Origin of the sequence: Clavibacter sp. B3I6 (genome assembly GCF_030816895.1) — a bacterium.
Classification (GTDB): domain Bacteria; phylum Actinomycetota; class Actinomycetes; order Actinomycetales; family Microbacteriaceae; genus Clavibacter.
Genome location: NZ_JAUSYL010000001.1, coordinates 2,572,449 through 2,584,636 on the forward strand (window position 1 = coordinate 2,572,449; position 12,188 = coordinate 2,584,636).

The 12,188-nt window shown below is 71.7% G+C and carries 14 protein-coding genes; 13 read left to right on the forward strand and 1 reads right to left on the reverse strand.

The window, feature by feature from the left end; translation table 11 throughout:
* Positions 1-19 precede the first annotated feature (19 nt).
* From rpsH to map, 9 genes are all read left to right on the forward strand, one after another.
* The gene (gene rpsH, locus QFZ62_RS12530; RefSeq protein WP_012039293.1) at positions 20-418 is read left to right on the forward strand and encodes a 30S ribosomal protein S8; all 399 of its coding nucleotides are present in this window, start codon (positions 20-22) and stop codon (positions 416-418) included.
* A 4-nt stretch (positions 419-422) separates the two neighbouring features.
* A complete protein-coding gene (rplF, locus tag QFZ62_RS12535; RefSeq protein WP_307506247.1) occupies positions 423-959 on the forward strand; it encodes a 50S ribosomal protein L6 in 537 nt (178 codons plus the stop codon).
* A gap of 2 nt (positions 960-961) precedes the next feature.
* Complete coding sequence (gene rplR, locus QFZ62_RS12540; RefSeq protein ID WP_307507798.1) at positions 962-1,333, forward strand: 50S ribosomal protein L18; 372 nt, start codon at positions 962-964, stop codon at positions 1,331-1,333.
* Between the two features lie 35 nt (positions 1,334-1,368).
* Positions 1,369-2,034, forward strand: coding sequence for a 30S ribosomal protein S5 (rpsE, locus tag QFZ62_RS12545; RefSeq protein WP_012039290.1), 666 nt, complete (start codon positions 1,369-1,371; stop codon positions 2,032-2,034).
* Entirely contained in the window at positions 2,034-2,216 is a 183-nt protein-coding gene (rpmD, locus tag QFZ62_RS12550) for a 50S ribosomal protein L30 (protein ID WP_012039289.1), read from the forward strand. Before rpsE ends, rpmD begins: the two co-directional genes overlap by 1 nt.
* A complete protein-coding gene (gene rplO, locus QFZ62_RS12555; protein ID WP_307506249.1) occupies positions 2,216-2,791 on the forward strand; it encodes a 50S ribosomal protein L15 in 576 nt (191 codons plus the stop codon). The genes rpmD and rplO overlap by 1 nt, the downstream gene beginning before the upstream one ends.
* 124 nt (positions 2,792-2,915) lie before the next feature.
* Positions 2,916-4,238 carry a preprotein translocase subunit SecY gene (secY, locus tag QFZ62_RS12560; RefSeq protein WP_307506252.1) on the forward strand — a complete coding sequence of 441 codons (1,323 nt, stop codon included), beginning with the start codon at positions 2,916-2,918 and terminating at the stop codon, positions 4,236-4,238.
* The gene (locus tag QFZ62_RS12565; protein ID WP_307506255.1) at positions 4,235-4,837 is read left to right on the forward strand and encodes an adenylate kinase; all 603 of its coding nucleotides are present in this window, start codon (positions 4,235-4,237) and stop codon (positions 4,835-4,837) included. The genes secY and QFZ62_RS12565 overlap by 4 nt, the downstream gene beginning before the upstream one ends.
* 3 nt (positions 4,838-4,840) lie before the next feature.
* Complete coding sequence (map, locus tag QFZ62_RS12570; protein ID WP_307506258.1) at positions 4,841-5,677, forward strand: type I methionyl aminopeptidase; 837 nt, start codon at positions 4,841-4,843, stop codon at positions 5,675-5,677.
* Between the two features lie 50 nt (positions 5,678-5,727).
* Here the strand turns inward: map and QFZ62_RS12575 are convergent, their stop codons facing one another.
* Positions 5,728-7,752, reverse strand: coding sequence for a transcription antiterminator (locus QFZ62_RS12575; protein ID WP_307506260.1), 2,025 nt, complete (start codon positions 7,750-7,752; stop codon positions 5,728-5,730).
* A 209-nt stretch (positions 7,753-7,961) separates the two neighbouring features.
* Here QFZ62_RS12575 and QFZ62_RS12580 point away from each other — a divergent pair, with 209 nt between their 5' ends.
* From QFZ62_RS12580 to QFZ62_RS12595, 4 genes are all read left to right on the forward strand, one after another.
* A complete protein-coding gene (locus tag QFZ62_RS12580; RefSeq protein WP_307506263.1) occupies positions 7,962-8,387 on the forward strand; it encodes a PTS sugar transporter subunit IIB in 426 nt (141 codons plus the stop codon).
* Positions 8,388-8,500: 113 nt separating this feature from the next.
* Complete coding sequence (locus QFZ62_RS12585; protein WP_191147452.1) at positions 8,501-8,767, forward strand: HPr family phosphocarrier protein; 267 nt, start codon at positions 8,501-8,503, stop codon at positions 8,765-8,767.
* Positions 8,764-10,434 carry a phosphoenolpyruvate--protein phosphotransferase gene (gene ptsP / locus QFZ62_RS12590; RefSeq protein WP_307506268.1) on the forward strand — a complete coding sequence of 557 codons (1,671 nt, stop codon included), beginning with the start codon at positions 8,764-8,766 and terminating at the stop codon, positions 10,432-10,434. The genes QFZ62_RS12585 and ptsP overlap by 4 nt, the downstream gene beginning before the upstream one ends.
* Before the next feature lie 110 nt (positions 10,435-10,544).
* Entirely contained in the window at positions 10,545-12,083 is a 1,539-nt protein-coding gene (locus QFZ62_RS12595) for a PTS mannitol transporter subunit IICB (RefSeq protein ID WP_307506270.1), read from the forward strand.
* The last annotated feature ends 105 nt before the right edge of the window (positions 12,084-12,188 follow it).

Consider the following 12,188-nt stretch of genomic DNA (forward strand, 5'->3'; position numbering starts at 1 on the left):
GAGAGAGGTACCACCAGTCATGACAATGACCGACCCGGTCGCCGACATGCTGACCCGACTCCGGAACGCGAACTCCGCGCACCACGACACGGTCTCCATGCCGCACTCCAAGCTCAAGTCGCACATCGCCGACATCCTCAAGTCCGAGGGCTTCATTGCCGGCTGGGACGTCGCGGACGCCCGCGTCGGCCAGACGCTGACGCTCAGCCTCAAGTTCGGACCGGACCGCGAGCGCTCCATCCGGGGCATCAAGCGCGTGTCCAAGCCCGGCCTCCGCGTCTACGCGAAGTCCGCCGAGATCCCCCAGGTCCTCGGTGGCCTCGGGGTCGCCATCCTGTCCACCTCCTCGGGGCTCCTCACGGACCGCCAGGCTGCGAAGAAGGGCGTGGGTGGGGAAGTCCTCGCCTACGTGTGGTAACGACATGTCCCGCATCGGAAGACTCCCCATCGACGTCCCCGCAGAGGTCGACGTCACCGTGGCCGGCCAGGTCGTCACGGTCAAGGGCCCCAAGGGCGAGCTGAGCCTCACCGTGGCACAGCCCATCCGCGCCGAGGTCCAGGACGGACAGGTGCTCGTCACCCGTCCCGACGACGAGCGCGAGTCGCGCTCGCTCCACGGCCTCACGCGCAGCCTCATCGCCAACCAGATCGTCGGCGTCACCACCGGCTACACCAAGGGCCTCGAGATCGTCGGCACGGGTTACCGCGTCGCGATCAAGGACAAGGGCGTCGAGTTCGCGCTCGGCTTCTCCCACCCGGTGTACGTCGAGGCGCCCGCGGGCATCAGCTTCACCGTCGAGGGCGTCAACAAGATGACCGTCGTCGGCATCGACAAGCAGCTCGTCGGCGAGACGGCCGCCAACATCCGCAAGATTCGCAAGCCCGAGCCCTACAAGGGCAAGGGCGTCCGCTACGCCGGCGAGAACGTTCGCCGCAAGGCCGGAAAGAGTGGTAAGTGATCATGGCTCTCGGAGTTAGAGGAAAAAGCAAGTCCGCCGCCCGCGGTCGCAGGCACGCACGCCTGCGCAAGAAGGTGGAGGGGACCGAGCTGCGTCCGCGCCTCGTCGTCACCCGGTCGGCCCGCCACGTCTTCGTGCAGGTCATCGATGACAGCCGTGGTCACACCGTCGCGTCCGCGTCGACCCTCGAGGTCGACATGCGCACGTTCGACGGCGACAAGACCGCCAAGTCGCGCAAGGTCGGCGAGCTCGTCGCCGAGCGCGCCAAGGCGGCCGGCGTGGAGAGCGTCGTATTCGATCGTGGTGGCAACCGCTACGCAGGACGCGTCGCGGCCATCGCCGAAGGAGCTCGAGAGGGTGGTCTGAGCCTGTGAGCGCAGCCGAGAACAACAGCAAGGAGCCCGAGGTCGTGGCCGTGGCGGAGACGCCCGTCGAGACCGCGGCGTCCACCGCACCCGCGCAGAACGAGGGCCGCGAAGGCCGTCGTGGCGGACGCGACCGGAACCAGGGCGGCCGCGACAGCCGCGGTGGCCGTGATGCCGACAAGAGCCAGTTCCTGGAGCGCGTCGTCACCATCAACCGCGTGTCCAAGGTCGTCAAGGGCGGTCGTCGCTTCAGCTTCACCGCGCTCGTCATCGTCGGAGACGGCAACGGACTGGTGGGCGTCGGCTACGGCAAGGCCCGCGAGGTCCCGACCGCCATCTCCAAGGGCGTCGAGGAGGCGAAGAAGAACTTCTTCCGCGTCCCCCGCATCGGCCTGACCATCCCGCACGCCGTGCAGGGCGAGGCCTCCGCCGGAGTCGTCCTCCTGCGTCCCGCGTCCGCGGGTACCGGCGTCATCGCCGGTGGCCCCGTCCGCGCGGTGCTCGAGTGCGCCGGCATCCACGACGTGCTGAGCAAGTCGCTCGGCTCGTCGAACACGATCAACATCGTGCACGCCACGGTCGAGGCGCTCAAGCAGCTCGAGGAGCCGCGCGCCGTCGCGGCCCGTCGTGGGCTCGAGCTCGAGCAGGTCGTCCCGGCCCGCATCCTCCGCGCCCAGCGTGCCGAGGCCGACGCGAAGGCAGGTGTCTGATGGCTCAGCTCCGAGTGACGCAGATCAAGTCCAAGATCAGCGAGAAGCAGAACCAGCGCGACACCCTGCGGAGCCTCGGGCTCCGCCGCATCGGTGCCGTGGTGGTCCGAGAGGACAACGCCCAGAACCGCGGCTACGTCAACACCGTCGCGCACCTGGTGAAGGTGGAGGAGATCGACTGATGGCTGAGAAGAACGAGTCGGCCGAGCAGGCGCCCGTGAAGGCGCCCAAGGCCGCACCCAAGAAGACCGCGAAGGCCCCCGTCGCCGCCGCTTCCGCCGAGACGACCACGGTCGCCTCGACGGAGACGGTCAAGCGCGAGCAGGTCCTCAAGGTCCACCACCTCCGTCCCGCCGCCGGGGCCAAGAAGGCACGCCAGCGTGTCGGCCGCGGTGAGGGCTCGAAGGGCAAGACCGCGGGTCGTGGCACCAAGGGCACGAAGGCCCGCTACACGGTCCGCATCGGCTTCGAGGGTGGGCAGATGCCGCTGCACATGCGCACCCCGAAGCTCCGCGGGTTCAAGAACCCGTTCCGCGTCGAGTACCAGGTCGTCAACCTGGAGAAGCTCGCCGTGCTCTACCCCGACGGCGGCGACGTCACCACGAGCGACCTGGTCGCCAAGGGTGCCGTGCGCAAGAACGAGAAGGTCAAGGTCCTCGGGGACGGCGACATCTCGGTTAAGCTGACCGTTGCTGTCGACAAGGTCTCCGGCTCCGCTGCGGAGAAGATCGTCGCAGCAGGCGGCTCCGTCAAGTAGCACTGCAGCACGCACGGGAGGGGCGGTCGGGGAACCGGCCGCCCCTCCCGGCTACTGGGGCCGCATCGGGTCGGCCCGACCCCCGCCTCCCGGCGGACCTCCCACAGAAAGCAGGACACCCTCCGTGTTGAGCGCCGTCGTCAGGATCTTCCGCACCCCCGATCTGCGTCGCAAGATCGGCTTCACGCTGGGCATCATCGCCCTCTTCCGCCTGGGATCGTTCATCCCCGCGCCGTTCGTCGACTTCGCCAACGTGCAGTCGTGCCTCGCGGCGAACCAGGGCACCTCGGGCCTCTACGAGCTCGTCAACCTCTTCAGCGGCGGCGCGCTGCTGAAGCTCTCCATCTTCGCGCTGGGCATCATGCCGTACATCACGGCGTCGATCATCGTCCAGCTGCTCCGCGTGGTCATCCCGCACTTCGACACCCTCTACAAGGAGGGCCAGTCCGGTCAGGCCAAGCTCACGCAGTACACGCGCTACCTCACGATCGCCCTCGCGGTCCTGCAGTCCACGACGCTCATCACGGTCGCGCGCAGCGGTGCGCTGTTCGGCCAGACGAACGTCAGCGCCTGCACGCAGCTCATCACGAACGACGCCTGGTACGCGATCATGCTCATGGTCATCACGATGACCGCCGGCACCGGCCTCATCATGTGGATGGGCGAGCTCATCACCGAGCGCGGCATCGGCAACGGCATGTCGCTCCTCATCTTCACGTCGGTCGCCGCGGCCTTCCCGACCTCGCTGCTCGCCATCCAGCAGAGCCGCGGCTGGGAGGTCTTCGCCCTCGTGATCCTGGTCGGCCTGCTGGTCGTCGCCGCCGTCGTCTACGTCGAGCAGTCGCAGCGCCGCATCCCGGTCCAGTACGCCAAGCGCATGGTCGGCCGCCGCACCTACGGCGGCAACAACACCTACATCCCCATCAAGGTCAACATGGCCGGCGTCGTGCCCGTCATCTTCGCCTCGTCGCTGCTGTACCTGCCCGCGCTCGTCGCGCAGTTCAACCAGCCCGCCGTCGGCGAGGCGCCCGCGCCGTGGGTGCAGTGGATCACCGACAACCTCACGACGGGCGACCACCCGCTCTACATGGCGATGTACTTCCTGCTCATCGTCGGCTTCACGTACTTCTACGTCGCCATCACCTTCAACCCGGAGGAGGTCGCCGACAACATGAAGAAGTACGGCGGCTTCATCCCCGGCATCCGCGCCGGCCGCCCGACCGCCGAGTACCTCGACTACGTGCTCACGCGCATCACGCTGCCGGGCTCGCTGTACCTCGGCCTCATCGCGCTCCTGCCGCTCATCGCCCTCTCGCTCGTCGGCGCCAACCAGAACTTCCCGTTCGGCGGCGCGAGCATCCTGATCGTCGTGGGCGTCGGCCTCGAGACGGTGAAGCAGATCGACTCGCAGCTGCAGCAGCGCCACTACGAGGGGCTGCTCAAGTGACCCGGCTCCTGATCGTCGGGCCGCCCGGCGCCGGCAAGGGCACGCAGGCGAAGCTCATCGCGGCCGAATACGGCATCCCGGACATCTCGACCGGCGACATCTTCCGCCAGAACATCAAGGACGGCACCGAGCTCGGCCAGCAGGTCCAGGCCCTCGTCGACGCGGGGAACTACGTCCCGGACGAGCTCACCAACAGCCTCGTGACCAGCCGCCTCCAGGAGGAGGACGCGCAGGCGGGCTTCCTGCTCGACGGCTACCCGCGCACGCTCGACCAGGTCGCGTACCTGGAGGAGCTGCTGCAGGGCTGGGGTCACGAGCTCGATGCCGTGATCCAGCTCGTCGCCGACGAGGACGAGGTCGTCTCCCGCCTCACGCGCCGCGCCACCGAGCAGGGCCGCGCGGACGACAGCGAGGACGCCATCCGGCACCGCCAGGAGGTGTACGTCCGCGAGACGTCACCGCTCATCGCGGTCTACCGCGACCGCGGGCTGCTGCTCGAGGTCGACGGCCTGGGCGAGGTCGACGAGGTCGCCGCGCGCATCCGCGAGGCCCTGGCTGCCCGCGGCATCCGGCCGGTCTCCGACGCGGGCCGCGTCTAGCCCGTGGGAGCGCTCCGCCGCACCCCGGGGATCTACAAGACCCCGGACGAGATGCGCCGCATGGTCGCCCCCGGGCTCGCCACCGCTGCGTCGCTCGACGCGGTGCGGGCGCTCATCGCCCCCGGTGTCACGACGGGCGAGCTCGACCAGGCGGCCGACGCCGCGATCCGCGCGCTCGGCGGGCACTCGAACTTCCAGCTCGTGCCGGGCTACCGCCACACGGTGTGCGTCTCGGTGAACGACGAGGTCGTGCACGGGATCCCCGGCGACCGCGTGCTGCAGCCGGGCGACATCGTCTCGGTCGACAGCGGTGCGGAGATCGACGGCTGGAACGGCGACTCGGCCATGACGGTCGTCGTCCCCGACCCCGCCCGGCCGGACGTCGTGGAGGCGCGCGAGCTCCTGTCCCGCGTCACCGAGGACTCGCTGTGGGCCGGCATCGCCCGGCTCGCGACGGCATCCCACCTCAACGAGGTGGGGGAGGCCGTCGAGGAGTCCGTCGAGGCGGCGGGATCCTTCGGCATCGTCATGGACTACACGGGCCACGGCATCGGCCGGAGCATGCACGAGGATCCGCCGGTGTTCAACTACCGCGTGCGCGGGAAGGGCCCGGCCGTGAAGCCCGGGCTGGTCGTCGCGATCGAGCCGATGATCACCGACGGCGAGGCGGAGACGCGCGTCCTCGACGACGACTGGACCGTCGCCACCGTGGACGGCAGCATGGCCTCGCACTGGGAGCACTCCGTCGCCGTGCACGCGCGCGGCATCTGGGTGCTCACGCTGGCGGACGGCGGTGCGTCGCGCCTCGTGCCGCTGGGGATCACGCCCGTCGCGCCCTGAGCGTCGCCGACGGCTGACGGCGGGCCCGGACGCTGCCCACGAGCCTCGGGTCAGGTGTCCATGACGTGCACGAGCTCCTCGATGAAGGAGCCGTGCGATCCCGACGCCCGCATGATCGCCTGCACGTCGCGGTGGTCGGAGAAGACCTCCACGAACTGGTCGAACACGTGCTGGAAGCTCGTGCGGCCGCTCGCGCTGAAGGCGACGAGCGCCACCACGTGCACGCGGTTGCCGCCCCACTGCATCGCCTCGTCGTTCACCACGATCGCGATGGCCGTGCGGTGCGCCGTCATGGCCAGCGAGTGCGGCACGGCGAGCGTGTCCGTGAAGGCCGTGGACGACAGCCGCTCGCGCTCGATGGCGCCCTCGATGTACTCGGGCTCGATGATGCCTTGCTCGACCATGCGCTGACCGAGCAGCCGGATCATGGCCTCCTCGTCGGGCGCGTGCAGGTCCCGGAAGAACAGGGACTCGTCGAGGAAGCGCAGCAGGTCGTGCTTCATGGAGCTCCGGCGCGCGTGCCGGCGGATGCGGGCGACAGCCCGGCGGATCGACTCGATGTCGTCGGGCGTGGGCAGCGGCTGCACGACCACGACGTTGTCGGCGGGCGGACGGGACCCGGTGGCGTCGATCACGAGCTGCACGCCGAGCGCGTCGGCGTCGACGTCGGTGCGCGTCACGACGGCGTCCACGCTGATGTCCGCGCCGAGCGCCTGCTCGATGCGGCTGCGCATGATCTGGTGCAGGTCGTAGTAGTTCGGGCACACGAGCGCGCAGGCGACCCGGTCGTCGCGCCGCGCGATCCGCTCCCGGTGCGACCCCACGTGCAGGGCGATGTAGGCGATCTCGTCGTCGTTGATCGCGATGCCGCGGCGCCGCTGCACCTCGCTCGCGATGAAGACCGCGATCTCGTAGGTCATCGGGTAGGAGGTCTTGATGGAGCGCGCGAGCGGGTTGCGGGAGAAGGAGCGGTCGGCGGCGCGCGCGACGAGGTTGCCGAGGTGCAGGGAGAAGCGGACCGTGAAGTCCTCGTCCTCGAGGTCGACCAGGTACTCCTGCTTCACGCGGCGGACGATGGCGCGCACCACGTCGAGGTCGCTCTCGACGACGTGCTCGCGCATCACGGTCGCCAGCGACTGCTCGTTGCCGGGCGTGACGACGCGCGTCCGGACGAGGAGGGCGAGGTAGGCGATGTCGCCGGCCGGCACCGGCACGTCGAAGTGGGCGGCGAGGAGGCGGGCGAGCACGTCGCGGATGGCGAGCGCCGTGGGATCCGCAGCGGCTCCCGCGGCGGGGTCGTGCCCGGCGGGGTCGTGCCCGGCGGCGTCGCGACCGGCCTCGGCGCCGTCGTCGGCCGGATCCCCATCCGCCGCGGGATCGGGATCGACCGCGGCGTCCCCGTCCGCCCGCCGCGGCGCCCGCGCGAGCCGGTCCACCGCGATGGCCACGTGCAGGAGGACGTTGTCGACGCCGTACTCGTTCACGAAGAAGCCGCGCTCCGTGAGCTCGCGGATGAGGTCCGTCTTGAACGCCTTCAGCGAGTCGGAGGCGAACTCGCGCTGCACGGACTCCAGCGGCAGGAAGCCCTGCGCGCTCTCGTCGCGGAACATGCGCGAGAGCAGCCGGCGGAAGTCGCGCTCCGAGCCCTCGAGGACCACGGTGGATCCGGCGCGGCGGAGCGCGAGTCCCGCGTCCTCGACGAGGGCGCGGACCTTGCGGAGGTCCGCCTCGACCGTGGAGTCGCTCACGTGCAGCTCGTCGGCGAGCAGGTGGACGTCGAGGCCCTCGGGCGCGTCGCCGAGACGGCGGACGAGCGCGTGCAGCCGGTCGCGGGGCGTGCCCTGCGGATCCGCCGTCGGCCGGGCGCCGAGGTGACGGGCGTAGCTGCCGGCGTCGATGCGGTAGCCGTCGGGGGAGGAGGCGACGACCACGCTCGAGCGCTCCCGGACGGCCGTGACGTAGTTGCGGACGCTGCGGGTGGTGACGCCGAGGCGGTCCGCGAGCTCGCCGGCCTCGACCCACCGGTCGGCCGTGGACAGGTAGTCCAGCAGCCTCTCCTGGTTGTCGCTCAGCATGGTCGTCTCCCTCGCGGCGGTCCGCCTCGGCCGGATCCGCGGGGCGGGGTCGGTCCGTGCACACCGAGTCAACCATCCGGTCCGGGTCCGGATGCCCGAGCGGGACTGCGCCGCACCGGTTTTCCTACCCTGCGGAAGCGGATCTGCTGGCGCCCCGCCCGGCCGCGGAGCACGATGGGACGACCAGCGACGACGCGAGGAGGCACAGCATGACCGGGAGGATCCTCGTCGTCTGCGGCTCCGGCGCATCCAGCACCTTCCTCGCCCACCGCCTCCGCGAGCTCGCCGAGGCCGACGGGCTCGAGATCGAGGCCGTCGCCGGATCCCTCGCCCAGGTGCGACTCGACGCCGCCGGCATGGACGTCGTCCTCCTCGGCGCCCACCTCGCCGACCGCCTCGACGCCGTCCGCGACGCCGCCGCCGACGAGGGCGCCACCGCGGTCCTCCTCGACGCCGACGCCTCCCGCCCCGAGGGCGCGCGCGCCGCGCTCGACCGGGCCCTCGCGGTGATGCGCACGGGCGCCCGCTCACTCCGCCGCGCGCCCGGCCCGGCCGGCCGGTCGGGCCCGTCCGGCCTGCCGGGCATCCCCGGCCTCCACGGCCGCCCCGCCGGGGGAGCACCGCCCGCGGCCTGACCACCGGCGCCCGCGCCGGCCCCGCACGACCCGCGATACCCGCACGACCACCCAGACCCGCACGACCACCGCCCACCAGGGCCCCGCCGACGGGGCCGAACGAAGGAGCCACCATGGCAGAACGCACCGTCACCATCGCCTCGTCGCACGGGCTGCACGCCCGCCCCGCCTCGCTGTTCACGCAGGCCGCCGCGAAGGCCGGGATCCCCGTGCAGCTCGCCAAGGGGGAGCGCAGCGTCAACGCCGCGAGCATCCTCGGCGTCATCTCCCTCGGCGTCGACACGGGCGACGAGGTCGTCGTCTCGGCCGAGGGCGAGAACGCCGAGCAGGTCGTCGCCGACCTCGCGACGCTCCTCGAGTCCGACCTGGACGCCGCATGAGCTCCCGCACCCTCTCCGGCATCGGCATCGGCCGGGGCTCCGCCGTCGGTCCCGTCATCCGGATGCCCGACCCGCTCCCCGAGCCCGCCGACACCGCGAGCGCCCTCTCCGCCGACGAGGAGCGCATCCGCGTGAGCGCGTCGCTCGCCGCGGTCGCCGCCGACATCCGCATCCGCGGGGAGAAGGCCGGCGGCGCGGCGAAGGACGTGCTCGAGGCGCAGGCGTTCATGGCCGAGGACCCGACGCTCGTCGACGACATCACCGCCCGCCTCGCGACGGGCCGCACCGCCGAGCGCGCCGTGCACGAGGCGTTCGCGGGCTTCCGCGACCTGCTCCTCAGCATGGGCGGCTACATGGGCGAGCGCGCCACCGACCTCGACGACGTCTCGCAGCGCGTCGTCGCGCACCTGCAGGGCGTCGCCGCCCCCGGCGTGCCGGACCCCGACCACCCGTTCGTGCTCGTCGCCCGCGACCTCGCGCCCGCCGACACCGCCCTCCTCGACCTCGAGAAGGTCCTCGCGCTCATCACGACCGACGGCGGCCCCACCTCGCACACGGCGATCCTCGCCCGCGAGAAGGCGATCGTCGCGGTCGTCGGCGTCGCGGCCGCGGCCGACCTCGCCGACGGCGAGATCGTCGTGGTCGACGCGCTCACGGGCGCCGTCACCGTCGCGCCGAGCGAGGACGAGGAGCGGGCGGCCCGGGCCGAGATCGAGACCCGCCGCAACCGCACCGCCGTCCCCACCGGCCCCGGCGCGCTCTCCGACGGGACCACGATCCCACTGCTCGCCAACCTCGGATCCGCCGACGGCGCCGAGGACGCGGTCGCGAAGGGCGCCGAGGGCGTCGGCCTCTTCCGCACCGAGTTCCTCTTCCTCGACGCCACGAGCGCCCCGACCGTCGCCGAGCAGGAGGAGCACTACACGCGCCTCCTCCGTGCGTTCCCCGGCCAGAAGGTCGTCGTCCGCGCGCTCGACGCCGGCGCCGACAAGCCGCTCGCCTTCCTCAACGACGCCGACGAGGAGAACCCGGCCCTCGGGCTCCGCGGCCTCCGCGCGCTCCGGGCCAACGAGCAGGTCCTCCGCGACCAGCTCACCGCGCTCGCGAACGCCGACGCCGCCACCGAGGCCGACCTGTGGGTCATGGCCCCCATGGTCTCCACCGTGGAGGAGGCGCGGTACTTCTCCGCGCTCGGCCGCGAGCTGGGCCTCACGACCGTCGGCGTGATGGTGGAGGTCCCCTCCTCCGCGCTCCTCGCCGACCGGATCCTCGCCCACGCCGACTTCGCGAGCATCGGCACCAACGACCTCACGCAGTACACTCTCGCGGCCGACCGGCTGCTGGGGTCCGTGGCCGCGTTCCAGGACCCGTGGCACCCCGCCGTCCTCCGCCTCGTGCAGGAGGTCGGCGCCGCGGGACGCGCGCTCGGCAAGCCCGTCGGCATCTGCGGCGAGGCGGCGGCCGACCCGCTGCTCGCCGTCGTGCTCGTCGGACTCGGCGCCACCAGCCTCTCGATGTCGCCGGCGGCGCTCGCCGACGTGCGCGCCGAGCTCGCCCTCCACACGCGCGAGGAGACGGAGGCCCTGGCCGCCGTCGCCCTCGCCGCCGACAGCGCCGTCGAGGCGCGCGCCGCGGTCACCGCGGCGTCGGCGCCCGCCACCGTCTGACCGGCACCACCGACCCTCTCCACCGCACCACCCGCACCCGCGATCCCTCCACCCGCAGCACGGCGAGCCGCAGCAGGCCCGCCACCCACCACGACAGGAGCACCACCCCCATGACGACGTCGTCACCCACCCGCAGCACGGGCCAGTCCGTGCGCACGGGCGTGCAGAAGTTCGGCACGTTCCTCAGCGGCATGATCATGCCCAACATCGCGGCGTTCATCGCCTGGGGCCTGCTCACGGCCCTGTTCATCCCGGACGGCTACCTGCCGAACGCCGACATCGCGCAGCTCATCGCGCCGGTGCTGTACTTCCTCCTCCCGCTGCTCATCGCGAACACCGGAGGCCGCATGGTCTACGACGCGCGCGGCGGCGTGGTCGCGACCATCGCGACCATGGGCGTCATCGTCGGCACGGTCGGCGAGCCCTACTTCGACGGCGGCAGCCCAATGTTCCTCGGCGCCATGATCACGGGCCCGCTCGCGGCCTACCTGCTGAAGGTCATCGAGCGCCTCTGGGTCGACCGGATCCGCCCCGGCTTCGAGATGCTCGTCAACAACTTCTCGGCCGGCATCCTGGGCGCGATCTTCGCGATCGGCGCCTTCTACCTGCTCACCCCGGTGATCCGCGGCATCACGGCGGTCCTCGGCGGCGGCGTCGGCTTCCTCGTCGACAACGGCCTCCTGCCCCTCACGAGCATCGTGATCGAGCCGGCCAAGGTGCTGTTCCTCAACAACGCCATCAACCAGGGCATCCTCACCCCGCTCGGCACGACGGAGGCGCTGGAGGACGGCAAGAGCATCCTGTTCCTGCTCGAGGCCAACCCCGGCCCGGGTCTCGGCGTGCTCCTCGCCTTCGCGATCTTCGGCGCGGGCGCGGCGCGCTCCACGGCCCCCGGCGCGATCCTCATCCAGTTCGTCGGCGGCATCCACGAGATCTACTTCCCCTACGTGCTGTCGAAGCCGCTCCTGTTCCTCGCGGTCATCGCGGGTGGCGCCTCGGGCGTCGCGACCAACGTCGCGTTCGGCTCCGGCCTCCGCGGCCCGGCCTCGCCCGGCAGCATCATCGCCGTGCTCGGCCAGACGGAGCGCAACAGCTTCCCGGGCGTCATCCTCTCGGTCATCATCTCCGCGGCCGTCACCTTCATCGTCGCCGCGGTCATCCTCCGCACCGGCAAGAAGGGCTCCGGCGACTTCGGCGCCGCGGTCGCCGCGACGCAGGCCAACAAGGGCAAGGAGTCCTCGATCCTCACGGGCCTCGGCGCCGAGACCGGCACCGCGGGCACGGTCGGCGGCCTCGCCGACGGCACGACCGGCGCGAACGCCACGGGCACGGACGGCGGCACGGCCACGGCCACCCGCATCCAGGACATCGTCTTCGCCTGCGACGCCGGCATGGGCTCGTCCGCCATGGGCGCCTCGGTGCTCCGCAACAAGATGAAGAAGGCCGGCCTCACGGACGTCACGGTCGTCAACAAGGCCATCGCGGCCCTCGACGGCTCGGCCGACCTCGTGATCACGCAGCGCGAGCTCACCGACCGGGCCCGCCAGAAGAGCCCGGGCTCCGAGCACGTCTCCGTCGACAACTTCATGAACTCGCCGCGCTACGACGAGATCGTGGAGCTGGTCCGGAAGCAGCGCTCGGACAGCTGATCCCGGTCCGCCCCCGCGGCGGACCCGCACCACCGCACGCGCAGGGCCCCCGGGGCCCGGTCGACACCGACCGGGCCCCGGTAGCCTCGCATCAGGCACGCAACA